Here is a 24,188-nt window from a genome sequence, read left to right as displayed (position 1 = left end):
TTAAGGAATGCTCGAGTGGGTGAAGAACTCTCCTATTGGCAACTGATTGTTGATGCCTCATTACTTGTAAAGCTAGTCATGTTGACGCTGGTTGGCTTATCGATCACAACTTGGGTGTTTATTTTTGAACGTCGAAATGTTCTCGCCGATTCATTTAACAAGTTTGCGCTCTTTGAAGAACGCTTTTGGTCTGGCATCGATCTGGCTCATCTTTATCGTCAGGTGAATGCTAACCCAGAAGAGCACAGTGGCGGAGAAGCGGTGTTTCGTGCTGGCTTTAAAGAGTTTACGCGATTAAGACAGCAAAACGTGACCGACGCCGAAGGCATTATGGTGGGCTGTCAGCGCGCCATGCGGGTTGCGGTAAGTCGCGAAGCCGAGCGTTTGGATGCACACCTAAACTTTATGGCAACGGTTGGTTCTACCAGTCCCTATATCGGTTTGTTTGGTACCGTCTGGGGCATTATGCATTCGTTTTTGGGTTTGGCGACCGTCACTCAAGTGTCTTTATCGACGGTTGCGCCCGGTATCGCAGAAGCCTTAATTGCAACGGCGATGGGTTTGTTTGCGGCCATTCCAGCCGTGGTTGCCTTTAACCGTTTCTCTGCCCGATCGGAAAAAATGCTCAATAACTTGGAAACCTTTGCCGAAGAGTTTTCAGCCATCTTGCATCGCCAAGCGCATTCATTAGAAGTTCAGCAGCGTCAGCAGGAGCAAGAATGAAAGTTCGAGTAAGGCGTAAGCCGGTCTCAGAAATGAACGTTGTGCCCTATATCGACGTTATGTTGGTGTTGCTGATTATCTTTATGGTGACCGCGCCAATGTTGGTACAGGGTGTTGATGTTGAAGTGCCGAAGGTGAGTTCGACGCCGTTGAACATTGACGATCGGAATCAGCATTTAATTATTGCGATCACAGCCGATGGACAAGCATTTATCGAGCGCGGCGATGAAGAGCCTGCGGCGGTCGAAAATTCGGCCATTGCCAGCTATGTTGCCGGTATTTTAGATGCCGAACCAACATTACAGGTGTTATTACGAGCCGATACCAATGTTGTTTATGGCCGAGTCATGTCGGTGATGTCGAGTTTGCAGCAAGCGGGTATTGAGTCAGTTGGCTTAGTCACTGAGGCGCCCGATGAGTAGTTACGCCCAAGAGGAAGTCAATGAGTCACCGGTTGCGCACTATTCATTGCCAGCCATTGGGGCCATTGTTATTCATGCTATTGTTGCCGTGGCATTGATCGGCAGCTGGTCTTTCAGTAAGCCAAAGTCTGCCGACTTTCAGATTCCTGAGCATATTATTGCCAATGTGGTGACGGTTGAAAAACCGACGCCTGCGCCCGTAAAACCAAAGCCTCAACCAAAGCCAGCGCCCCAACCAAAGCCGGTGGTAAAGGAAACGCCTAAACCAGAGGTTGCTCCTAAGCCCGAACCTGCGCCAGTGGTTGAGACGCCAGCGCCAGTAGAGCAAAAGCAAGCTGAACCGGTGGCCCAAGCTGAGCCAGAACCGGAAATTCCAGCACTGCCCAGTGAAGAAGAACTTTTGGATGATCTATTCAGTGATTTGCAGGCGGAAACGGCGGCGATCAATGAGCGAGTCGCGGAAAATGAAGCCCAGCGTGCTCGTCAAGCAGAAATAAATGCCTCGGTAGAAGATTATCGAGCACAAATCACCCGACAAATAGAAGAGAAATGGTCTCGGCCAGTCGGGTTGATTGATCTAAGTGCGTTGGAAGCCAAAGTCATCGTTGAGCTGCTACCTTCTGGTGAGCTGCGAAGCGCGCGTATTTCCCAATCCAGCGGCAATGCACGTTTTGATGATTCGATTCTTCGTGCAATTGATAAAGTCGGTCGATTCAGCGTACCAGCAGACTCCATTACCTTTGAGCAGGGCGGCTTTCGCCGATTGAATATCACCTTTAAACCTGAGGACTTAATGTAATCATGAATCCTATTCGGACACTATTACTGCCAGCTTTGTTGATTCTTTCCAGCCTGTCGTCATTGGTGCAGGCCGACTTAGATATCGTGGTCACTCGTGGTTACGATGCGAAAACTAAAATCGCCATCGTGCCGTTTTTTTGGAGCGGTAGTGATCGTTTAGATGAGTCGGTTGATCAAACAATTACCAATAATTTGATGCGAACCGGACAGTTTGATCCGTTAGATCCATCCAGTATGTTAAGCCAACCGAGTTCCGAACAATCGGTGTTTTACCGAGATTGGCGTTTATTAGGCCAAGAATACCTCGTTATTGGCCATATGGAGCCGACCGAAGATGGGCAAATCAAAGCTGACATATTTTTGTTCGACGTGGTTAAAAATCAGCGTTTATTCAAGGTCTCGCAAGTATTAAGTAATTATCAGCTGCGTGATTTTGCTCATTCATTATCCGATTTAATCTATGAGCGTATTACCGGTGTTAAGGGTGTGTTTTCAACTCGCATTGCCTTTGTTACTCGAGAGATATCGGCAAGCCAAGAATACAGCTATCGCTTACAGATAGCCGATGCTGACGGGCAACGAGCCAGAACCATCTATAAATCATCGGAGCCGATTATTTCGGCGACCTGGTCTGCCGATGGTAAAAAACTGGCGTTTGCTAATAAGGTCGGTGATCGCTGGAAAATATTCATTCAAGAACTCAGTACTGGTCGCGTTAGCTCGATATCGGACAATAGAGGTTATACCAGCTCGCCAACCTTCTCAGCCGATGGCCGTTACTTGGCGTATGTATCGAGTGATCAGAACAGTCCAGAATTGTATCTGTATGATTTTCAAACTGGTTTATCGAGACGTTTAACACGCAATAGCTACATTGATACTGAGCCTAGTTTTGCACCGGATTCTCAGCATATTGTCTATACCTCAGAGAAGGGTGGTCGGCCGCAAATTTACCGCTATAGCCTTGCTACAGGCCAGACTGAACGGCTGACTTACGAGGGGAGTCAAAATATGAGACCTAAATACAGTTATGATGGTAAATATATTGTCTTTATCCATGTTCATGAGGGGCGTTACCATGTAGCATCCATGGACTTGGCAACAAAGAATCTTCGAGTGCTTACCGAAACCTATTTAGATGAGTCACCCTCAATAGCGCCTAACGGCACAATGTTGGTGTATGCGACCCAGCGAAATGGTAAAGGGATATTGGCTTGGGTTTCTCTCGATGGCCAAGTAACGAATCAGATGTCATCGACATTTGGTGACGTAATCGAACCTGCTTGGTCTCCGTACTTGAACTGATCGCAAAAGCAGTTCAAGATGGTTACTCTTTAAGCAATATTGTATAAAATTATAACTTAACTAAACACCTGAATATGGGATCAGAAAATGGCTAAATCCAAACTATTAACTGCTGCTGTGTTGTCTTCTGCATTGATTTTGGTTGCTTGTGGCGGCAATACTCAAAGTGAAGACACGACTGCTACAACTGAAACAACTGCAACTGAAGCGGAAGCAACGGCTGAAGCTGCTGCAGAAGAGATGGTTGAAGATGCACACGCAAAATACTTAGAAATGACTTTAGTATTCTTCGATTACGATCAATACGAAATCAAAGAAGAATACCGTGACATGCTAGATGCACATGCTGCACACATTGCTGCCACTGGTGCAACTGTTGTTCTTGAAGGTCACGCTGATGAGCGCGGTACTCGTGAATACAACCTAGCACTTGGTGAGCGTCGTGCTAAGCAGGTTGCTGCTTATCTACAGGTTCAAGGTGTTTCTGCCTCTCAAATTGACGTTGTAAGCTACGGTGAAGAAAAGCCACTATCTGCTGGTAACACTGAAGAAGCTTACTCTCAAAACCGTCGTGTAGAGTTCGTTTACTAATAGACTGATCAGATATGATGAGTAAACCTCTATTAAGCGCCGTTATTATTAACGGCGCTTTTTTATTCGCCCAATCCGCGGTATTTGCCGCCGTTCCTGTTGTTGAGTCGCAAGCGGTTCATCAAACAACATCGGCTAATGCAACACCATTAACTATTCAGCAAGCGCCTAACGTAGCCAATAACACTGAATTGATGCAAAGCTTGGTGTTTCAGGTGCAGCAATTACAGCGCACCGTTGCAGAGCAAAACGGCCAAATTGAAGAGCTGAGTTATCGATTAGAGATGTTGCAGCAAGAACAAAAGCAACGTTACATCGATATCGATGGTCGTATTCAATCGTTACAGGCTGAGCCAGCCGTCAGTCAGTCGGCACAGCAGGCAGCACTTTCGCCGCTCAGTGATGATGAAATTCTTGCTCAATACACTGCAGCAACAACGTTAATGCAAGAGAAGCAATTCGATCAGGCCATTGCCCAGCTCGAAGCCTTTGCAGCTAACTACCCTGAGCATCCGCTAACAGCAAACGCCATCTATTGGACCGGAGAAATACATCTGGTTCAGCGTAATACTGCAGCGGCAACGGCAGCGTTTGAAACCGTCGTTAATGACTATACTGAGCACAGTAAAACGCCAGATTCGCTTTATAAGTTAGGCGTTATTGCTCAACAGTCGGCCGATGCTGAACTTGCAAAAAGTTATTTTGAGCGAGTCATTGAAGAGTATCCAAGTAGCCAAAGCGCTAAGCTTTCCAGTGCACGACTCAGCAATAATTAATCTTTTTGTCACCCTTTAGCGGTGGCTAACCATGGTGAACTATGACCAAAAAAGCAATTGTCCTGTTAAGTGGTGGGCTGGATTCGTCCACTGTTTTAGCTAAAGCCAAGCATGACGGCTATCAAGTTTATGCGCTCAGCTTTGATTATGGCCAGCGTCATGATGCCGAGCTCGATGCAGCGAAAAAAATCGCAGAGCAGGCAGCTGTCGCTGAGCATAAGGTTGTACCGATGAATCTTAGAACCATTGGTGGTTCGGCATTAACGGATGATTCGATCGATGTGCCAACGCAAGAAAGCGAAGGTATTCCTGCGACTTATGTACCTGCGCGTAATACTGTCTTCTTGTCTATCGCGTTGGGTTGGGCAGAAGTCATAGAAGCCGATGCTATCTTTGTCGGTGTCAGTGCAGTCGATTATTCTGGCTACCCCGATTGTCGACCAGAATATATTGCAGCGTTTGAGACGATGGCTAATCTTGCCACCAAACGTGGCGTTGAGGGCAATCCTATTAAGATTGTTACCCCGTTGATCGATCTGACCAAAGCAGAGACTGTAAAGCTAGGTTTGTCATTGGGTGTTGATTATTCTCTGACTGTCTCCTGCTATCAGGCTAACAGTCAGGGCGAAGCCTGTGGCGAGTGTGACTCCTGTCGACTACGAAAAAAAGGCTTTGAGGAATTAGCCGTTAGTGATCCGACCCGCTACGCAGCGAGTTAAGCTCTGCAAGTTGGCTTTTCTGTTGAAAAAACAACGACTTGGCGCGTTATTTTTTCAATTAGGGGTTGCAACATAAATAAATATCCATATTATATGCGCCTCCTTCAGGGGTCGTTAGCTCAGTTGGTAGAGCAGTTGGCTTTTAACCAATTGGTCGCAGGTTCGAATCCTGCACGACCCACCAAACTTTTTATGGTGACCTGAAGCGAATCGGGTCGTTAGCTCAGTTGGTAGAGCAGTTGGCTTTTAACCAATTGGTCGCAGGTTCGAATCCTGCACGACCCACCAAATTCCAAAAGGAGAGCCTAGCTCTCCTTTTTTTGTGCAAGATCGAAACCCAAGTGGTAAAATAGCTAATTCCAGACCCTAGTTAATTGGGCCGCAGTGTACATTCTTCCGTTCATATGGACTCCATCGTTATGACTTCTAAAGCTAATCTCGCAGACTTACAAATCAATTTTGAGGTGCCACTTGCCGAGCAAGAAAGCCCCTTGTCGCGTGAACAGATAGAGCAGTATCACGAAGAAATCATCGCGTTATTGGAGCAGCGCAATGCAACCTTGGTTGCGCATTACTACTGTGATCCATTGGTGCAGGAATTGGCTGAAAAATCCGGCGGTTTCATTGGTGACTCGCTCGAAATGGCCAGATACGGTAGAGATACCGACGCCAGTACGGTATTGGTTGCTGGGGTTAAGTTTATGGGCGAAACCGCTAAAGTTTTAAGCCCAGAAAAGCAGGTGTTGATGCCAACGTTAGAGGCAACCTGTTCGTTAGATTTAGGCTGCCCAGTGGAAGAATTTAACCTGTTTTGCGATGCCCATCCGGATCGTACCGTCGTCGTGTACGCTAACACTTCTGCAGCGGTTAAAGCCCGGGCTGATTGGGTGGTGACATCGAGCATTGCATTAGATGTATGCGATTACCTTGATCGCCAGGGTGAGAAAATTCTATGGGCTCCAGACCAGCATTTAGGCGGCTATGTGCAAAAGCAAACCGGTGCCGATATGCTGTTGTGGAACGGTAGCTGTATTGTGCATGAGGAGTTCCGCGCTAAGGGCTTACGTGAAATGAAAGCCATGTATCCTGACGCTGCCGTATTGGTACACCCAGAGTCACCCGATGCGGTGGTCGAGCTAGCGGATGTCGTGGGCTCAACAACACAGCTATTAAACGCTACCGAGACCTTGCCGAACCCTCAGTTTATTGTCGCAACAGACCGCGGCATCTTTTATAAGATGCAGCAGCGCTCACCGGAAAAGTTATTTATCGAAGCTCCCACTGGCGGTCAGGGTGCTCAGTGTCGTAGTTGTGCGCACTGCCCTTGGATGGCGATGAATAGCTTAGAGCGCATTAAAAATGAATTGCTCTCGCCAGCGAATGAGATCTTTGTTGCTCCCGAGCTTATTACGCGAGCAACCATTCCGCTGGAGCGGATGTTGAACTTTTCTAATCAACGAAAACGTTGAGCGCTTTGCTCTAACGTTTCCAATAGAGCGCGTCGACTGGCTAATAGATTGGTGTTTTGCTCTTGCCCGATAATGCGCTTTAAGTAGCCAATCGCCTGTTGTTCTTGACCGCTTTGCCAAAGAAGCTGCACATGCCACTCCGGTTGCTGTTCGGCTTGGCAGCGCTCTGCTAGCTGCGCCATTGTCCTAATCACATCCAGCGTGACCTTTTGGTTGCGAATCAGCCGATTAAACTCTTGATAGGCGGCACATTGTTGTTGCTTATTGGTGTTCTGCTGCGACATTAATTCTAGGCGACGAAAGTAGGCCGGTAGAAAGCCACGATAGTCTGCGATTAGACCACTGAGTTGTTCGATGTAGTTATCGCGATCGCCAGTTTCTCTATAGTTATATTCTAGCCAGCCCATCAGTACATTCGGGTCGTTTGTTTGATCCTGCGATTGCCGGTCTAAAAAAGGGTTGTCCTGTTGGCTGTTGGCGGCGCTGTCCATAAATAAAAATTTGATCACATCGAATGCTGTTACTTCATCGTCTGCATAAGTGGATTGATCGCTTGCCTCGTTACTTAAGCGAGAAGCACGAGTTGAGCCGTAAGGGTGAGTTCGTAAAAACTCATAGGTTTCACCGCTGAGAGGTTCACTCGATAGACGTTGAAAAAAGCTGCGCGCGGCCTGAGCATCGTATTGGCTTTTTTCTAATAGCTGGTGGCCAAATTGATCCGCTTCTAGTTCCATCGCTTGAGAAAAGGTCAGGCTGTTTTGGTTCGCGGCCGCCAGTGAGCTTAAAAAAGTAGCACTGGCTAGGTCGGCGTTTTGTTGCGATAGGATCACTGCCAATAGAATACCGCTGGTGGTTAGCCAGCCTTGCTCAGTCTGGTTATTACTTAAGCGAGAAAAGTGATTCAGACTAATGTGCGACATTTCATGCGCCAACACCGATAAGAATTCATCTTCGCTGTCGGCAAAGTTCCACAAGCCTTGATGCATACCAATGAGATTGCCGGGCATGGCAAAGGCATTCACGGCAGAACTTTTCAGGTTGACCACGATGACATCTGAAAGCGGGCGACTATTGGCTAAGTTGAGCTCTAGATAGCGTTGGTTTAGCCAATAGTGTGGCCAATACTCGTTCAATAAGGCATCGCGACGATTCAAACTGCGCACAGCGTAATCTTGAAACTGTTCTTGGTTTGCATCTGTCCAATCAATACTCTCTTCACCGACCTCGGCTAGAGCTGTTTGCAGCAGGACGATACACAGAAGTCCTAATGTAAGTTGAATAATGTTTCGCATGTTGTCTGCGTATTGCTTAAAATTAGCTCCAGTGTAAAGGATGTAGTTAAAAACACAGCAGCATATTCATTTTAACGCTCTATTTTGGTTGTAAATTTTTATGAAATTCAGACCCTGTATTGACCTGCATAACGGCCAAGTGAAACAGATCGTCGGTGGTTCACTGTCCGATCACGGTGCTGAACCGGAGACCAATTTTGTCTCAACGCAATCGTCAGCTTGGTATGCTCAGCAGTACCAAACTGATCAATTAACTGGCGGCCATATTATTAAGTTAGGCCCTAATAATGACGAAGCGGCAAAGCAGGCTTTAGCTGTTTGGCCTTCGGGTATGCAAATTGGTGGTGGCATTACCGCCGATAATGCGCGTCAGTGGATAGACGCTGGCGCCTCTCACGTTATCGTTACTTCCTATATCTTTAATCAAGGCCGAATTGACTATGATCGGCTGGAGCGACTGGTTGCCGAAATTGGTAAAGAGCGCTTAGTGTTGGATTTAAGCTGCCGACTAAAGGACGACCGCTACTATGTGGTTACGGATCGCTGGCAGGTGTTTACTGATACGGTTGTAGACGCCCAGACACTAGTGGATTTAGGCGAATACTGTGCTGAATTTTTAGTACATGCGGTTGATGTTGAAGGTAAGCAGCAAGGCATCGATGAGCGTCTTATTGCGTTGTTGGCGCAATGTAAAACCAAGCCGATTGTTTACGCTGGTGGTGTCCGCTCGATGCAAGATTTACAGACGATTGACCGAGCAGGCAGTGGCAAAATTGATGTCACCATTGGCTCAGCATTGGATCTGTTTGGTGGCCCCATTGCGTATCGAGACGTTGTCGATTATTGTCGCGCCAAGTCTGCAAACGAAAACGCGTAGCGCAGTCGAGCTGTTGGCTACGAGCAGATAGTTGCGGACAGTAATAACAAGCCAGTTAACTCATACTCGTCCTTCGACGAATTGACATATAAAGTACGTAATATGAGTGTTCATCAGAACCATACAGAACAAGAATCGCGCTTGCGTATCGACACCAAGACAATGAGATGCCCAATGCCATTATTAAAACTGAAAATGGCATTGAGCCAATGTCAGGTTGGCACCTGTATTGAGCTGGAAGCGACGGATGCAGGATCAAAGAAAGATATTCCTGCCTATATCGAACTAACCAAGCATCGGCTGGTTGAGCAGCGTGACGCAGACGGTGTTTATACCTTTTGCATAATTAAAGGAGAGTAAGGTTGAAATTCTTAAGAGTCGTTAAAGACTTTCTCGCTAAGTACTTCTCAGATGAAGAAGCGATCATCTTATTCTTATTGATACTGATAACCTTTTTTCTGATCTATGTCTTTGGCTCTATTTTAGCGCCGTTGTTTGCCGCCGTTGTGTTTTCTTACTTGCTGTCGCCGGTAGTCGATCGACTGCAGGCGCTTAAAGTACCGCACACGCTTTCTGTTGTGTTGGTATTTTTGTTCTTCTTTGCGCTGCTGTTTGTATCGGTCGTGACCATTGTGCCTGCACTAGTCCGGCAGGTTACCGCCTTGGTTAGTGATGTGCCGCAAATGCTCCGGTTTTTCCAAGAGGAATTGGCTGGATTGCCAGAAAAGTATCCAGACTTTATTTCTGAAGAATTGGTTGCTCAATGGATCACCAGCTTTAACCTAAATCAGATCAGCAACCAGCTGCGTAATTGGTTGCCGAATGTATTGAGTTTTTCATTAAGTACCTTATCCAGTGTGCTTGGGATTTTGATTTACACCATCGTGGTGCCTTTGATGGTGTTCTTTATCTTGAAAGACCGAGTGTATCTGTGGAATAAATTTAAGCAGACGTTGCCGAATCAGCGACGCCTTATGAACCAGATCGCTTTAGAAATGAACCAGCAAATCGCCAACTACATCCGTGGTAAGTTTATTGAAATTCTTATAGTCGGTGGCGTAAGTTTTGTGACCTTCTTGTTTTTGGACTTAAATTACGCCGCATTACTTGCCGTCTTGGTCGGATTTTCGGTATTGATCCCTTACATCGGCGCTACTGTTGTGACGATTCCTGTCTTTGCAATTGGTGTCTTCCAGTGGGGCTTTAGCCAAGAGATGTATTGGGTGATGTTGGCCTATATGGTGATTCAAATACTCGATGGTAATGTCTTGGTGCCATTGCTGTTCTCAGAAGCGGTTAATCTGCACCCCATTGCAATTATCGTTGCCGTGTTAATTTTTGGTGGTATTTGGGGCGTTTGGGGGATCTTCTTCGCGATACCGTTAGCCACTCTTGTTAAAGCGGTGTTGACGGCTTGGCCTCGAGGTGAGCAAAAGGCGATCAGCGAAGCCTAATGATGCTTCGCTGGATGGCGCTTTAAGTTAACGTGTTGATGAAGCTGCTTGATCAGATTGGCTTGCGCGTCGATCCAGAAAACTGAGCACATCGTGGACGTGATTTTTAATATCAACGTCGCGCCACTGGTGAACCAATATGCCTTGGTCGTCGATTAAAAAGGTACAGCGACTGAGGCTAAGAATGGACTTTCCGAACAGCTTCTTCTCCTTCAGTACACCAAATAATTCACACAGCTGACCGTCCGTGTCGGAAATTAATTCAAAGGGTAGGGATTGCTCTGCTTTAAAGCGTTCGTGGCTTTCGAGAGAGTCACGGTTAACGCCGAACACCAGCGTGTTGTGATGTTTAAACTGAGCATAGTTAGCAGCAAAATTTTGGTTTTCGATGGTGCAAGCCGGTGAGCTATCTTTCGGGTAAAAGTACAACAACACCTGATAGCCTTTGAGAGTATTGAGTCGAACATTCTTATAGCTTGTTGCTGCAGCTACGAAGTCAGGTATGGCACTGCCAACGTGAATCATCCAAGCTCCTCGCTTTTCATTTTGTTATTGTTTGTTTTTTGCACATCTTTACTGAAGTATGGCTCATATTTTTCGTTTTGCCAGCTAATCAACTTGTACTGATGTGGCGCGCTCAGTACCATTGACGCCATTGCTTAGGAGAGTAGAACTTATGATTACTGGCAGCATGGTCGCCATTGTTACCCCAATGAACACAGACGGTTCAATCGCGTGGGGTGATTTAGAAAAGCTTATTGAGTTTCATATTGAGAATGACACATCCGCTATTGTCATCGTCGGCACAACAGGCGAGTCCGCCACATTGGATATGGCCGAACACGAAAAAACGATCAAGTTTGCTGTTGATCTAACAGCTGGACGCATTCCTGTTATTGCCGGTACTGGTGGCAACTCCACTTCAGAAGCGATTCATCTAACCCAAGCCGCTAAGCGTGTAGGCGCTGATGCCGTTTTGATCGTCACGCCGTACTACAATAAGCCGCCTCAAGAAGGCCTTTATCAGCACTTTAAGAAAATTGCTGAGTCGGTTGATATCCCTCAAATCCTTTATAACGTACCGGGCCGAACGGCAGTGGATTTACTGCCTGAAACCACGTTGCGTTTAGCGCAGATTAAAAACATCGTCGGTATTAAAGAAGCAACTGGCGATATCGAGCGAGCTAAGTATTTAATTGATAACGCACCAGAAGGCTTTGCGTTGTACAGTGGCGATGATGCCACCGCATTAGAATTTATGCTGGCTGGTGGTCACGGTGATATCTCGGTCACCGCTAATATTTCACCTAAGGCGATGGCAAGCATGTGCCAAGCAGCCCTTAACGGTGATCGTGAATTAGCTGAACGCTTGAATGACTCACTGATGCCATTGCATAAAAAGTTGTTTTTAGAGGCCAATCCTATTCCGGTGAAATGGGCGCTTAATCAGATGGGGCTTATCCCTGATGGCATCCGTTTACCGTTAGTCACCTTAGATGCTCGTTATCACGAGCCGCTCAAGCAAGCGATGATTGAAGCGGGAATTATCTAGTTGAAAAATTTAGCTCTCTTGGTTTCGTCGATGCTGGCTCTTGTATTGGTAAGTTCATGTGCCTCTAAAGCGATCAGTGTCGATTACGACAGTACAAAAACGAGCCCGAGCGATTGGTATCCGATACCCAGCGATGCCCCTTCTTCGGTGACCTATACGGAATTTGATATACCTCGTCATGCGCCCTATGTTGCCGAAGATTCTGTGCAACAGCCGGCAAAGCTGGAAGTGTTGGCGATCGAAGACAGCATTGGCAACATGTCGCTGAGTTTTAATCGCCCATTAACCGCTACATGGGAATTAATCGACCTTGCCTTTGCTGATATGGCGGTTGTTCTGAAAGACAAAAATCGCAGCGAATACCGTTTTGAATTGATCCCAGATCAGCGCTCTGGCAACTGGTTCAGTCGACTATTTAGCTCCTCCGGTGATGAACTAAGCTTGGTGTTAATTCCTCACGAGCAAGATACCCTTGTCTTTGTTGAAGGCGAGAGTGAAGAGGTGCCATCTTCGCCTCAAGCTAAGCAAACATTGCAACAGCTATTGAGCTATTTCGACGCTAGGAAACCTCAGTAACGGTGAAACTTGCGTCATTAGGCAGTGGTAGTAAAGGCAACGCAACGGTTATTGAAGCTCAGGGTGAGCGGCTATTAGTTGACTGTGGTTTTGGCCTAAAAGAAATTGAACAGCGATTAGCCGCCAAAGGTGTTACAGCACAGAGCCTCAGTGCGATTTTAATCACTCATGAACATGGGGATCACCTAAAGGGTGCGCCTATGTTAGCGAATCGTTATAAGATTCCATTGTGGGTGACTCACGGCACCGCTCGAGCCATTAAGCGGCCAGTTGAAAAGCTTAAGCTTTTTAAAGCGGGTGATGTTTTATCGATAGGGCCTTTTGAGGTGAAAACCGTCACGGTACCTCACGATGGCGCAGAACCGGCGCAATTTGTCATTGGCCATCAGAATATTCGCGCAGGCCTATTAACCGATATTGGTTTTATTACTAATCAGGTTATTAAAGAGTATCAGCAGTGCGATCTGCTGCTGCTGGAATGTAACCATGACCCAGAAATGCTTCGAGTTGGTCCTTATCCGCCGAGTTTAAAGGTTCGAGTGGGTGGTGATTATGGGCATTTAAGCAATCAGCAGGCGGCGCAAATGCTCAGCACTGTTGATAAAGAGCGGCTTAGGCACGTACTGGTGTCTCACATCAGTGAACAAAATAACGATAAACAGCTAGTTCAGGCGGCCTTGGCAGCCGAGATTAAAAATCACGACGTTGACGTGCAATTTTTATCTCAGCAAGAAGGCTGTGATTGGATTCAATTGTCGCATACCGGCTAATGACGCCGTTTCATGCATCAGTAAAACGAGGGTTTGATAATGGAAAAAACTGGGGTTCTTTACGCCGGTAAAGCTAAAACCATCCACACCACTGCAGATAAATCACGCATGGTTATGGAATTTCGTAATGATACTTCCGCGTTCGATGGTGAAAAAATGGAAGCCTTGGAAGATAAGGGCCGTGTTAATAATTTGTTTAACGCCTTTATTATGGAAAAGCTGAAAGCTGCTGGTGTTAAAACGCATTTCATTGAGCGCTTATCCGACACTGAATCGCTGGTTCAGAATTTAAAAATGCTGCCGGTTGAGTGTGTGGTTCGTAACCGTGCTGCTGGCAGCCTTGTGCGTCGCTTAGGTGTTGCCGAAGGGCAAGAGTTATCACCGCCAGTATTTGAGTTCTTTTTGAAGAACGATGAACTGCACGACCCGATGATTAACGATTATCACATTACGACCTTTGGTTGGGCGAATGAAGAGCAAATCGCACAGATGAAAGCCTTAACCTTTAAAGTTAATGAGGTGCTTAAGCAGCTGTTCGCTGAAGGTGATCTTATCTTGGTCGATTACAAACTGGAATTTGGTGTCGTGGACGGGGAAATCTTACTCGGTGATGAGTTTTCGCCGGATGGTTGCCGTTTATGGGACGCCAAAACCATGGAAAAAATGGATAAAGATCGTTTTCGACAGGGTTTAGGTGAAGTTGTGAAGTCGTACATGGAAGTGGGCGAGCGAATTGGTGTAACTTTCTAACCCATAAGCCAAAGCTTGATGCTATGGTAATAGCTGATAATTCAGAGGAATATGGACATGAACAAATATCTTGCAGCACCTTTATTAATAATGGCAATGCCATTAGCTATGGCGAAACCAGGATTTTCTATCGATGCTGGCGCAGGCTGGGGTACAAATGGCTTGGCCGATGACAGTACATTGATGGGCAATACGTTCGATTTAACCGGCACTAGTAACTCTGAGCCTTATGGTCTTAATATGGATGGTAACAGTGGCGCTTATGCTTGGATGAAGCTGTCTACTCCGATCATCGTGTTTATTCCAGACATTAAAGTGAAGTACGAAAGCATGCTGGCAGAAGGTTACAACGATGTTCAGTTTACCGAAGAGGTGTTTGGTGAAAGTTATGACTTCGATGGTAGCGTTTCTTCTGAATTAGATTTATCCCACTTAGATACAACACTGTCTTACCGTATTCCTTTGCCACTGGTTGGCGGTATTGATTTCGGTGCTAACTTCCGTTCGATGATCGGTGGTTTTAGCGCTGAAGGTGAAGTTAGTGGTGGCGGTACAGAAAGCATTGATGCACCGTTTGAAATCAGTGGTGTACCGCTGATTATCCCGATGTTGTATATCGGTGGTGAAGCCAACATTCCGTTTGCTGATGTCAAGTTGAGTGGTGAATATTCAGGCTTGCCTATTGGTGATACCAACGTCAGTGATTGGAATGTGAAAGCAACTTGGTATGCGCCATTACCAACCAATCTTATTGCTAAGCTCGGCCTAGAAGTCGGCTACCGCGCATTTAATATGGAGATTGGTGGCGAGCTGCTAGGTGAAGATCTTTCTGATTATGAGTCCGATGTTAGCGTTTCAGGTATTTTTGCTGGAGCGACCTTCCACTTCTAAATCATTCATTTAGATTGCTCGTATTTATACCAAAGCGTCCTTTATGGGCGCTTTTTTGTGGCTGCGATTTAGCGGTCAGAATGTAAATTAGCCTCAAAGCAGGAAAGAAAATATCGTTTGGCATTATTGGTCAGCTGCCAATAGTTGCTATAGTAGCGGCTTATCAAAACCAATATCTGGAGATTGAGCAGTGACTTGGATCCTTATCCCGGAAAGACCCGTAGAGTCAGCCTTGCTATGGGCAGTTGTATTCATTGCCATTTTATATTTTGCACGGCAGCCAGTTCGGCGCTTGGTCAGCCTTGTTGCTGCCAGCTTAGTATCGCTATTGCGATCCCAGCGGCTTGCGCTTTTAAACAGTGCCTCTCAGTTAGATGTACGCAATACTAAGGTATTGCGAGAGCAGGGCCGTATTCATGTAGAACGCCAGCTTAATCACCATTTTCACCGCGTTAAAGAGATAGTCGAAGATGACTTCTCCGGTTATCCGTTGGTGCAAAAAGAAATTTCACAGCTGATTACTCGAATCGAAGAAGACTATCACCAGTCTGCCGAAGTGCCACCAGACGGCCCCGAGTGGGTTGAAGCGATCGAAGCGATTGCCAATTTAAGAGAAGCGCAAAAGGGTAATGCCACCATTTTAAAAGTGGTTGAAGAGCTTTGTCATGGTTTAAAAACTGAGCAAGCCAAGGCTGCTGCGAACTACCGCAATTCGGTTGCGGTACGTCATAAGCTGCTGCATGCCATGATGCCTTATTGGCGTAAGCTGAATAATACTATTGAGCGAGTCGGTGGATCGTTCAAAAACCTCATCATTAAGGCTGCAGAGATTGACCAAGCGCTTGAGCGCTACCAATCGATACAGTCTGGTAGTGATGCCGCGACGCGAATGCTGTATGTCTCATCCTTTGCCAACTTTCTGAAATCAGCCATTATCCTAGCCTGTTTGTTGGCGGGTGCTTACCTGAACTACCAGTTTATTGCCTTGCCAATGACCGTTGACGCCGCCTTTATTGAGCCGCTATCTGGTTTTTCTATAGCGCAGTTAAGTAGCCTGATTACTGTCTTATTAGAGATCGCGCTGGGTGTCTTTTTGATGGAAGCCTTGCATGTGACTCATATGTTGCCTGCATTTGGTTCATTGACCGAGCGTAAACGCAGTGCCTTGATCGGTATGGCCATTTCCATGTTGGTGGTATTTGCGTTAACCCAAAGTGGTTTGGCGTTTTATGACAGCGTCCGCCATCAAACAGCAGCGACAACCGCGGCGGTGGTTTCAGAAGGTGCTGAGTTAGCAGCTGCGAGCAGTGCCTCCGTTGGTAGCCTAATTCCACGTGCCGCTCAGATGATGATCGTCTTCTTAATGCCGTTTATTTTAATGTTTATCGCCATTCCGATGGAGTCGCTGATCGACAGTACTCGCGTGTTGCTCGGCTTTTTTGCCGTACAGCTGTTACGCTTTATCGGCTTTATCATAAAGTTGCTCACAGTATTAGTGCAGCAGCTGTTTAACTTATTGTTGGCAATTTATGACCTAATCATCTTTTTGCCGCTTTGGTTTGAACGAAAAATACAAAATAAGAAAAACACAGCGAAGGCGAAAACAAAGGCCAGTCGACAGGGTGCGCAAGCTTAATTAGCGCTACTTGTGTATCAATTCATCAGTCAGCGAGCGGTAAACGCTATAGCCGAGTAGGGATGTTCTCGATAAACTCTCGGCTCTTTCGCTGATAGCCACTTGCAAGTCCACTATCGCTCGCCAGTGCAGCTAACAAATACAATATGATCGGGTGTCGTTATGACCCCCACTATGATTTGAGGTAATTCAATGAGATTTATAGGTGTCAAAGGTTTAGCTCTTGGAACAACACTGGCAATTGCCATTTCAGGCTGTTCACAGGCGGTTAACTCACAAGAAAATGTCGAACTAGAAACCGATGCACAAAAAGCATCTTACGGCATTGGCTATGGTTTTGGTCAAAACATCTTGGCACAAACTCAAGGTATTGAATTAAGCAGCGATGCGATGGTTAAAGGTTTACTAGACGCACTAGCTGAAGAAGATATGGTGTTATCAGAAGAAGACATTCAAGCTGCAATTGTTGCCTTACAGCAAGCACAAATCGATGCGCAGACTGCAGAACGCGATGCGATGATTACTAAGTCGCGAGAAGAGGGTGAAGCCTTTCTAGCTGAAAACGCTGAAAAAGAAGGCGTTATTACAACAGAATCTGGCTTACAGTATGAAGTTATTGAAGCCAATGGCGGTACTGAGTACCCAGATGAGAGCAGTACAGTTAGCGTTCACTATCATGGTACATTGATTAATGGCACCGTATTCGATAGCTCGATAGAGCGTGGTGAAGCAATTGAGTTTCCTTTAGGCGGTGTGATCTCAGGTTGGACTGAAGGCCTACAGCTGATGGCAAAAGGTGATAAGTACCGTTTCTTCATTCCTGCTGATTTGGCCTATGGCGACAATCAGGTGAGTCCTCAGATCCCAGCTGGTTCAACACTGATTTTTGAAGTTGAATTACTCGATATTCTTTAATTGCTAGTCAGTTCTTAGAATAAATAGCCAGTTATTAGAATATATTTAATAGTTTGCTCGGCGGTGTTTTACTTGCACCGCTGTAATGAAAAGCCTTCGTATGAAGGCTTTTTTTTGTTAAGGCTTTTTTGTTTAGATGCTAATTGATTAGAAAGCCAATTGTTCCGTTAGCTTTAATGAGGCTGGTCGAATATGGGAGGCGATGACAATGATTTTATCTTCGCTGATCTGGGATAGTTTGCTCGCAAGCTTTTCTGCTAATTGACTGTCTAAACCTTCGAAGGGTTCATCCAATAACCAAATAGGTCGATCACTGAGGTAAGCGCGTGCTAACGACAGGCGTTTTTTCTCACCGCCAGAAATAGGTTTACCTTCTGAACCTAGCCATGTACGTAATTGATCATCACCTGCCCAATGGCCCAACTCTGCCCATTCTAATGCGTTGTTTAAATCGTCAGCCGAGACTTCAGTTATCGGCTGACAAACCATGGTTAAATTTTGTCTTAGAGTGTCGGAGAAGACATGGGCAAATTGCTCGGCATAAAAAATTAGCTCGCTGCGTTCTTGTTGTGTTAATTGCGCAAGCGATACACCGTTTAACCAGGCTTCACCACTAAAGTTGAGCTCACCGCACAAGGCGTTAAATAGGCTGGATTTTCCGGTGCCTGAGCTGGCTGAGATTAGGTAGCAACCGGGTTTTGTTATATCGAAACTGATTGCTGTTCCCTGCATCTGGTTACGTTGCCAACGAACTTCTTTAAGTATTAACGAATTAGCTCGCTGCAACGAATGAGCGGTTTGTAATGAATGAGTGTCTTCGTTAATGTCAGCGCGCTCTGTTATTAACGATTGCTCAACCGGTTGGCTATGTTGCCAAACCCTGCGTGCGCTAGGCAGCAGTTTTGTTCGTTGATCAAAGGCGCCAACAATCGGCATAAACCAATCGCGAACCGAGGCTGATAACACCAATGGTATGGCCCAAACCGCGCTTGGTGAAACGCTATCGAACAGTTCAGCAATGATCCACAATGGCCAACTAAAGCCAGTGACTATAATCAGCGTTTCTGTGATGTGCATTAGCTGATGTTGTCGTTGTCTTGCCTTAAATAGCGCGTCTGCGGCATTTTTAACTGCTTCGCCGGTTATCCAATCTTGGCGTAAATGCCAAAGTGTACTGACGGATAACCATTGGTGTTGTTGCTGATAATAGAATTCATAGGCGGCCAATACAGAGCCGTGCGCACGTTGATTTAAATAACTAAAGACCGCCGTCATAGCGCAGAGAATCGCTAACAAAATTGCCCAGCTGAACAGTAGCTCAGGGATCAGCATAGCGAAGATTAAACTCATGCCAGCAATGCTTGCTAGCGCGCCGGCTAATGGGTTGTAGATGGCAGACCAGCGACCTGCGACGCGCTCAGAATCTTCTTGCAAAATAGCGGCAGTATCGGCGGCATTGATATCGCTTTGACCCTGAAAGGTTGTCAGCAGCAATCGATGCCGAATATCGGTTAGTTCAGCTAATAAACTGATATGGCCAAAATACTTTTCAAAGTAACTCGAAAAAATACGTACCACGGCTAAAAACCGAATCACCGTTGCTGGGATGACATAATTAAAACCAGCCAATACGCCAGCGTGTCCTGCAAGGGCGCAAGCGGCAATAAACCAAGACGATAACGCCAATAGAATAATGCCACTGCCCAGTTGTGTGATCGCCAGTAGTAAGCTGATAAAGCGATTGGAAGTAACGTGAAAACTCATAGCGGGGTTAGTTCACCTGCGTTGATGTGCCAAGTCTGATTAAAGTGTTCAGCGGCAATGGTTTTGTGCGAAATCCAGATAGAAGCTCGGTGCTCGGTTAATCTCAGCATCAGCTGCAAAAGCGAGGCGTGCTCATCTTCAGAGGTGTGCGCTAACGGTTCGTCCAACAGCACAATGGAAGCATTAAATAGCACTAGGCGGGTCAAAGCCAAACGCTGGCGCTGACCGCCAGACAGAGGCGCAAAATCGCCCAGCAGTGTATCTAAACCATTCGCTTGTGCGTTCAGCCAATCGCTCAGCCCAACTTGCTCGATGGCCTGAACAATATCGTCGTCACTGCACTGTTGCAGGCCAACATTGTCACGGATGGAACCGCTGGTGAGATCCGGCGTTTGGCTTAAATAAAGCACTTTCGGCCTTAAGGCAACAAGATTGCTTTGGCTTTGACCATTTAGCTCTATGAGACTGGCGTCGAGCTGCCGTAAACCGGCGATGACATCGAGCAACACCGTTTTACCGCTGCCAGAAGAGCCTGTCAGCAAAACTCTATCTTTGCTGTGGAGTGAAAGGTCATTAAAGCGCAGTAAGCTTTCTGTATCGCTTTGTTGAATGCCGGAAACGCTGGCAGCTTTAATCACCAACGAATCAAATTCGTCGAGGCTCTGACTCGGTGTTAACGGATTACTTTCAACTGATGGGCTAGTGAGTACTTGCCACCACGATTCTGCTCCCGCTACAGCTTCGGCTTTGACGTGATAAAGGCGGCCAAGATTTTTAAGCTCGGCGAAAAATGCCGGGGCTATCAGCAAAATAAATAAACCACTGCCCAGACTTGGGCCAGCTTGCCAAAAGCCAATGGTAATTTCTTCGAGTAAGCTAAAACCAATAAACACCGCCAACAATGCCATCGCCACAGTGGAGAAGAAATCCAGCGTCGACGATGATAAAAAGGCGACCTTGACGACATCGGCTAAGCGACGATTCAATTCATTGCTGGATAGGTTAAATCGATCCAATTGCGCCTGTTGTTGATTGAACAGACGCACGCTCGACTGACCCGCAATTCGGTCATAGAAAAACTGCCCCAAGTGATTCAAAACACGAATGTGTCGGCTGTGAATTTTTGCCGCACCCATGCCGACCAGCCACATAAAAAGAGGGATTAATGGCAGTGTGACAAATAACGTCAAGGCCGCTAACCAGCTGATCGGTGTAATCACGGTCAGCACAATTAATGGGATGATGCCAATCAGCATGCGCTGCACTTCGTATTCGAGTAAGTATTGCTCAAATGCAGGTAGATGCCGGAATAGCACATCTTGCCAAGCGGTTTGAGGTTTACTGCGAATCAGTGACCAGCGTTTTTCGCTCAGCTGAGACACCAGCTGTTGGTAAAACAGGCGGTTGAGCTTTAAGCCGGCGACTTTTTTAGTCTGTATATGCAATAGGCGAAAAGCAATAAACAGCCCAATGCTGAGCGTCGCAGCGCCATACGGGTAGGGCGTATCCGCTTTGTTGAGCCAGTCCTCTAACCAATAGGCCGTTAGATAAAACCAGTACCAAAGTGACATGGCGGCTAACGTGGCAAAAAGGGCGAGCAAAAGCTGGAACGTTCTTAAGGGTTTTCTTAAAAAAGAAAAAGCCGACAGAACATCCGTCGGCTTATTTTTATTGATTACATCTGACAAGTGTTAGCTCTCGTCTTGGTCCACATTACGGTCTAGGTTTTCGGTCATTTCTAGCCAAAGTGCATTGATAATACCAAAGCTACAGGCCAACAAGACACCGAGAATCCAAGTAAAGTACCACATATTGTTACTCCAAAGCGTTAACGATTAATAAATGGCGTAGCTGCTGCTGCCATCAATGTCTTTTTTGGTGATCTTGCCGCGCATGACCCAGAATCCCCAAGCGGTATATGACAACACGATAGGCACAAACACCATGGCGGCATAAAACATAACCGTCAGTGTTAAATGACTACTGGAAGCATCCCATACTGTGAGTGAATAGCTTGGGTTGTGCGAGTTTGGCATCAAGAACGGGAACATTGAAAAACCAGCGGTTAAAATGATACCTGTTAGGCTTAAAGAGCTGCACACAAAAGCCCAGCCAGAACGGCCTATTTTACTCAGTAGCGTAACCCCAATCGGTGACGCTAAACCAAGCACTGGTGCAATGATCATCCATGGATATTGGCCATAGTTGCTAAGCCAGCCTTTATCGACAATGGCGACTTCTTTCAGCAATGGGTTTGAAGGACCTGTTACATCAATTGCGCTGACGTAAGCATAGCCATCGATACCAAAGGCAATCCAAATACCTGCCAAAGCAAACAGAACCGTCGTAGCAATACCAAGAATCGATGCTAGTTGCGTGGCGCGCTGATGAATCAGCTCGTCGGTTTTAAGCTGCAGCCAAACCGAAGCGTGCATCAAAATCATCGAGACGCTAATTAAACCGGCCAGAATAGCGAATGGGTTAAGCAAGCCAAAGAAGCTGCCTAAGTAAGTCGCTTTGCTGTATTCATCGAAGGTGTAAGGTACGCCTACGAGTAGATTACCGAAGGCAACACCGAAAATGAGAATAGGCACAAAACCACTGGCAAAAATTGCCCAGTCCCAAGCGGTACGCCATTTTTTATCTTCTAACTTACTACGATAATCAAAACCCAGCGGCCGCATCCATAAAGCAAACAGCGTCAGCATAAGAGCAAGATAAAAACCAGAAAAGGCCGTTGCGTAAATCAGCGGGAAGGCCGCGAAAATGGCACCACCGGCGGTAATAAACCAAACCTGATTACCATCCCAATGTGGGCCAACCGTGTTAATCATAATACGGCGCTCGTCGTCGTTACGGCCGATCAATGTCAGCAACGCACCAACACCGAGATCGAAGCCATCTGTAATGGCAAAACCAATTAATAGAATACCAACCAGTGCCCACCAAATGAGGCGAAGTAAGTCGTAATCAAGCATTAGCGAGTCTCCTGTGGAAGTTCAAGTGAGGCGACTTCAACGTCAGTTTCAGACGGCTCGCCTGGCCCTTTCTTGGCAAATTTAATCATTAGATACATCGCTGCCCAGAACATAACGCCATAGAACAGGGTAATGCCAACCAACGAAATAACGACATCAGAAATTGCCAGATTAGATACCGCAGTATGAACCGGTAGAATTTCAGCAATGGCCCAAGGTTGACGGCCATATTCGGCAACAAACCAGCCCGCTTCAGAAGCGATCCAAGGCAGCGGTAGTGACCAAAGAGCGACCTTTAAGAACCAGCGCGGCTTAGCAATGCGATGTCTTGCACTGATCCAAAAAGCGTATGCAAACATTGCCAGCATTAAGACGCCACAGCCAACCATAATGCGGAAGCTCCAGAACAGTGGCGCGACTTTCGGAATGCTGTAATCGACAGCGCGATCAATCGACTCATCACTTGGGTTGCTCATGTCAGTAGTGAATGGTTCGAGTAAGAAGGCGTAACCTAAGTCTTCGACATTGGCTTCAAATAGCGCTTGTTGTTCGGCTGTTGCCGTATCTGCGCGCATTTCATCGAGCAAGTTGTAGGCTATTAAACCGTTGTGGATCGCTTCGCGATGCTGTTCTTTTAGGTCTTTCAAGCCAGTGACTTCTTCAGTCACAGAACGTGTCGCGATAATGCCCATCATCCAAGGGATTTTAACCGCGTAATCGGTTCGCTCGTCTGCTTGGTTTGGAATACCAACAACGGTGAATGAGGTTGGTGGCTCATGGGTATCCCATTCGGATTCGATAGAGGCGAGCTTAACTTTTTGCACATCGCCTAATTCGTAGCCGCTTTCATCGCCGAGCACGATCACAGAAATTACCGACGCTAGGCCGAAGCTTGCTGCAATCGCAAAAGAGCGACGAGCAAAGGCAACGTTTTTATTTTTCAATAAATAGTAAGAAGAGATCGCCAGTACAAAAACGGCAGCGGTGGTGTAGCCTGCTGAAACGGTATGAACAAACTTAACCTGAGCAACAGGGTTTAGGATAACCTCTGCAAAGTTGGTCATTTCCATACGCATGGTGTCAATGTTCAACGTCGAGCCGACCGGGTGCTGCATCCAACCGTTAGCGATTAAGATCCACAACGCAGAAAGGTTACTACCTAAGGCAACCAGCCAGGTAACAATAAGGTGCTTCACTTGGGAGAGCTTATCCCAACCAAAGAAAAACAAACCAACCATAGTGGACTCAAGGAAGAATGCCATGAGGCCTTCAATCGCCAAAGGCGCACCGAAAATATCACCCACATAGTGTGAGTAATAAGACCAGTTCATGCCGAATTGGAATTCCATGGTTAGGCCGGTGGCGACACCAATGGCGAAGTTAATACCGAATAGTTTGCCCCAAAACTTGGTCATATCTTTATAGATTTGTTTTTGGGTCATGACATAAACAGATTCCATGATGGCTAGCATAAAGGTCATGCCAAGCGTTAGTGGAATGAATATGAAGTGATACATGGCAGTCAGTGCGAACTGAAAACGTGATAGTTCGAGCAGCGTATCAGACATGGTTGCTCCTAGGCTTAGTTAAGAAAAGGGTCTTGCTGTGCAGTCGCTGTTATCGTTATAAAAAGCAGTGACTGAACGGGGCCGCAAAAAAGAATCGAATATAGGCCCGAGTAAACGGTTTGTTATCCTACTTCTGTAGGTTGTTGCACTTAAAAAGATGATGTCGATCAATAGATGAATAGTTTTCCATCTTTTGGCTAAAACATAGCCAAAGTCATCTAGGGCGGGGATTATATATTTTATGGATTCCGATTATAAGAATTATTTATTTTAGATCATCCTAATGTATGGGTTGGGATTGCAATTAATGCTATCGATGAACAGCAGCCTTTGAGTAGAGCTTTCAGTGTTAATGTTTT

The 24,188-nt window shown here is 46.3% G+C and carries 25 protein-coding genes and 2 tRNA genes; 20 read left to right on the top strand and 7 right to left on the bottom strand.

The genetic code is table 11. The features are described from left to right. Positions 1-15: 15 nt before the first annotated feature. From tolQ to nadA, 10 genes are all read left to right on the top strand, one after another. Positions 16-723, top strand: a complete 708-nt coding sequence (tolQ, locus tag FME95_RS05625; protein ID WP_147713423.1) for a protein TolQ — start codon at positions 16-18, stop codon at positions 721-723. Next, positions 720-1,145: a protein TolR gene (tolR, locus tag FME95_RS05620; protein WP_147713422.1), complete on the top strand. Its 426-nt coding sequence runs from the start codon at positions 720-722 to the stop codon at positions 1,143-1,145. The genes tolQ and tolR overlap by 4 nt, the downstream gene beginning before the upstream one ends. Beyond that, positions 1,138-1,944 carry an energy transducer TonB gene (locus tag FME95_RS05615; protein WP_147713421.1) on the top strand — a complete coding sequence of 269 codons (807 nt, stop codon included), beginning with the start codon at positions 1,138-1,140 and terminating at the stop codon, positions 1,942-1,944. The genes tolR and FME95_RS05615 overlap by 8 nt, the downstream gene beginning before the upstream one ends. Before the next feature lie 2 nt (positions 1,945-1,946). Continuing rightward, on the top strand, positions 1,947-3,251 hold the full coding sequence (tolB, locus tag FME95_RS05610; RefSeq protein WP_147713420.1) for a Tol-Pal system beta propeller repeat protein TolB: 1,305 nt from the start codon (positions 1,947-1,949) through the stop codon (positions 3,249-3,251). A gap of 87 nt (positions 3,252-3,338) precedes the next feature. Beyond that, the gene (pal, locus tag FME95_RS05605; RefSeq protein WP_147713419.1) at positions 3,339-3,842 is read left to right on the top strand and encodes a peptidoglycan-associated lipoprotein Pal; all 504 of its coding nucleotides are present in this window, start codon (positions 3,339-3,341) and stop codon (positions 3,840-3,842) included. 14 nt (positions 3,843-3,856) lie between these two features. Next, positions 3,857-4,618 (top strand): tol-pal system protein YbgF, encoded by a 762-nt coding sequence (gene ybgF / locus FME95_RS05600; RefSeq protein ID WP_147713418.1) that lies wholly within the window; start codon positions 3,857-3,859, stop codon positions 4,616-4,618. A 41-nt stretch (positions 4,619-4,659) separates the two neighbouring features. Next, the gene (gene queC, locus FME95_RS05595) at positions 4,660-5,337 is read left to right on the top strand and encodes a 7-cyano-7-deazaguanine synthase QueC (protein ID WP_147713417.1); all 678 of its coding nucleotides are present in this window, start codon (positions 4,660-4,662) and stop codon (positions 5,335-5,337) included. 108 nt (positions 5,338-5,445) lie between these two features. After that, positions 5,446-5,521, top strand: a tRNA-Lys gene (locus FME95_RS05590). A gap of 28 nt (positions 5,522-5,549) precedes the next feature. Further along, positions 5,550-5,625 (top strand) — tRNA-Lys (locus FME95_RS05585). 131 nt (positions 5,626-5,756) lie between these two features. Beyond that, entirely contained in the window at positions 5,757-6,806 is a 1,050-nt protein-coding gene (gene nadA / locus FME95_RS05580; RefSeq protein WP_147713416.1) for a quinolinate synthase NadA, read from the top strand. Here the strand turns inward: nadA and FME95_RS05575 are convergent. Further along, a complete protein-coding gene (locus FME95_RS05575) occupies positions 6,791-8,098 on the bottom strand; it encodes a M48 family metallopeptidase (RefSeq protein ID WP_147713415.1) in 1,308 nt (435 codons plus the stop codon). The two genes, nadA and FME95_RS05575, sit on opposite strands and share 16 nt — an antisense overlap. 100 nt (positions 8,099-8,198) lie before the next feature. On the opposite strand from FME95_RS05575, the gene hisA reads away from it, so the two are divergent. From hisA to FME95_RS05560, 3 genes are all read left to right on the top strand, one after another. Continuing rightward, a complete protein-coding gene (gene hisA, locus FME95_RS05570; protein WP_147713414.1) occupies positions 8,199-8,975 on the top strand; it encodes a phosphoribosylformimino-5-aminoimidazole carboxamide ribotide isomerase in 777 nt (258 codons plus the stop codon). Between the two features lie 102 nt (positions 8,976-9,077). Continuing rightward, positions 9,078-9,335, top strand: a complete 258-nt coding sequence (locus FME95_RS05565; protein WP_147713413.1) for a sulfurtransferase TusA family protein — start codon at positions 9,078-9,080, stop codon at positions 9,333-9,335. A 2-nt stretch (positions 9,336-9,337) separates the two neighbouring features. Then, the gene (locus FME95_RS05560; RefSeq protein WP_147713412.1) at positions 9,338-10,429 is read left to right on the top strand and encodes an AI-2E family transporter; all 1,092 of its coding nucleotides are present in this window, start codon (positions 9,338-9,340) and stop codon (positions 10,427-10,429) included. A gap of 27 nt (positions 10,430-10,456) precedes the next feature. Here the strand turns inward: FME95_RS05560 and FME95_RS05555 are convergent, their stop codons facing one another. Then, positions 10,457-10,954: a peroxiredoxin gene (locus FME95_RS05555; RefSeq protein ID WP_147713411.1), complete on the bottom strand. Its 498-nt coding sequence runs from the start codon at positions 10,952-10,954 to the stop codon at positions 10,457-10,459. Positions 10,955-11,105: 151 nt separating this feature from the next. Here FME95_RS05555 and dapA point away from each other — a divergent pair, with 151 nt between their 5' ends. From dapA to bamJ, 7 genes are all read left to right on the top strand, one after another. After that, positions 11,106-11,981: a 4-hydroxy-tetrahydrodipicolinate synthase gene (gene dapA / locus FME95_RS05550; protein WP_147713410.1), complete on the top strand. Its 876-nt coding sequence runs from the start codon at positions 11,106-11,108 to the stop codon at positions 11,979-11,981. Next, a complete protein-coding gene (locus tag FME95_RS05545; RefSeq protein ID WP_147713409.1) occupies positions 11,982-12,557 on the top strand; it encodes a hypothetical protein in 576 nt (191 codons plus the stop codon). A gap of 2 nt (positions 12,558-12,559) precedes the next feature. Next, entirely contained in the window at positions 12,560-13,327 is a 768-nt protein-coding gene (locus tag FME95_RS05540) for an MBL fold metallo-hydrolase (RefSeq protein ID WP_147713408.1), read from the top strand. A 39-nt stretch (positions 13,328-13,366) separates the two neighbouring features. Further along, a complete protein-coding gene (gene purC, locus FME95_RS05535; protein ID WP_147713407.1) occupies positions 13,367-14,077 on the top strand; it encodes a phosphoribosylaminoimidazolesuccinocarboxamide synthase in 711 nt (236 codons plus the stop codon). Between the two features lie 57 nt (positions 14,078-14,134). Beyond that, positions 14,135-14,968 carry a porin family protein gene (locus FME95_RS05530; RefSeq protein ID WP_147713406.1) on the top strand — a complete coding sequence of 278 codons (834 nt, stop codon included), beginning with the start codon at positions 14,135-14,137 and terminating at the stop codon, positions 14,966-14,968. Between the two features lie 190 nt (positions 14,969-15,158). Then, positions 15,159-16,604, top strand: a complete 1,446-nt coding sequence (locus FME95_RS05525) for a hypothetical protein (protein WP_147713405.1) — start codon at positions 15,159-15,161, stop codon at positions 16,602-16,604. A 192-nt stretch (positions 16,605-16,796) separates the two neighbouring features. After that, a complete protein-coding gene (gene bamJ, locus FME95_RS05520) occupies positions 16,797-17,519 on the top strand; it encodes a BamJ family beta-barrel-assembly machinery protein (RefSeq protein WP_147713404.1) in 723 nt (240 codons plus the stop codon). A 147-nt stretch (positions 17,520-17,666) separates the two neighbouring features. Here the strand turns inward: bamJ and FME95_RS05515 are convergent, their stop codons facing one another. From FME95_RS05515 to FME95_RS05495, 5 genes are all read right to left on the bottom strand, one after another. Continuing rightward, on the bottom strand, positions 17,667-19,283 hold the full coding sequence (locus tag FME95_RS05515) for an ATP-binding cassette domain-containing protein (protein ID WP_147713403.1): 1,617 nt from the start codon (positions 19,281-19,283) through the stop codon (positions 17,667-17,669). After that, positions 19,280-20,884, bottom strand: a complete 1,605-nt coding sequence (locus FME95_RS05510; protein ID WP_281289412.1) for an ABC transporter ATP-binding protein/permease — start codon at positions 20,882-20,884, stop codon at positions 19,280-19,282. Before FME95_RS05510 ends, FME95_RS05515 begins: the two co-directional genes overlap by 4 nt. 90 nt (positions 20,885-20,974) lie before the next feature. Next, entirely contained in the window at positions 20,975-21,094 is a 120-nt protein-coding gene (gene cydX / locus FME95_RS05505) for a cytochrome bd-I oxidase subunit CydX (RefSeq protein ID WP_147713401.1), read from the bottom strand. 24 nt (positions 21,095-21,118) lie between these two features. Further along, positions 21,119-22,261 (bottom strand): cytochrome d ubiquinol oxidase subunit II, encoded by a 1,143-nt coding sequence (gene cydB, locus FME95_RS05500; RefSeq protein WP_147713400.1) that lies wholly within the window; start codon positions 22,259-22,261, stop codon positions 21,119-21,121. Continuing rightward, positions 22,261-23,829 carry a cytochrome ubiquinol oxidase subunit I gene (locus FME95_RS05495; RefSeq protein ID WP_147713399.1) on the bottom strand — a complete coding sequence of 523 codons (1,569 nt, stop codon included), beginning with the start codon at positions 23,827-23,829 and terminating at the stop codon, positions 22,261-22,263. The genes cydB and FME95_RS05495 overlap by 1 nt, the downstream gene beginning before the upstream one ends. Between the last annotated feature and the right edge of the window lie 359 nt (positions 23,830-24,188).

The organism is Reinekea thalattae (assembly GCF_008041945.1).
Lineage (GTDB): Bacteria > Pseudomonadota > Gammaproteobacteria > Pseudomonadales > Natronospirillaceae > Reinekea > Reinekea thalattae.
This window is presented reverse-complemented; position numbering and strand designations above follow the sequence as displayed.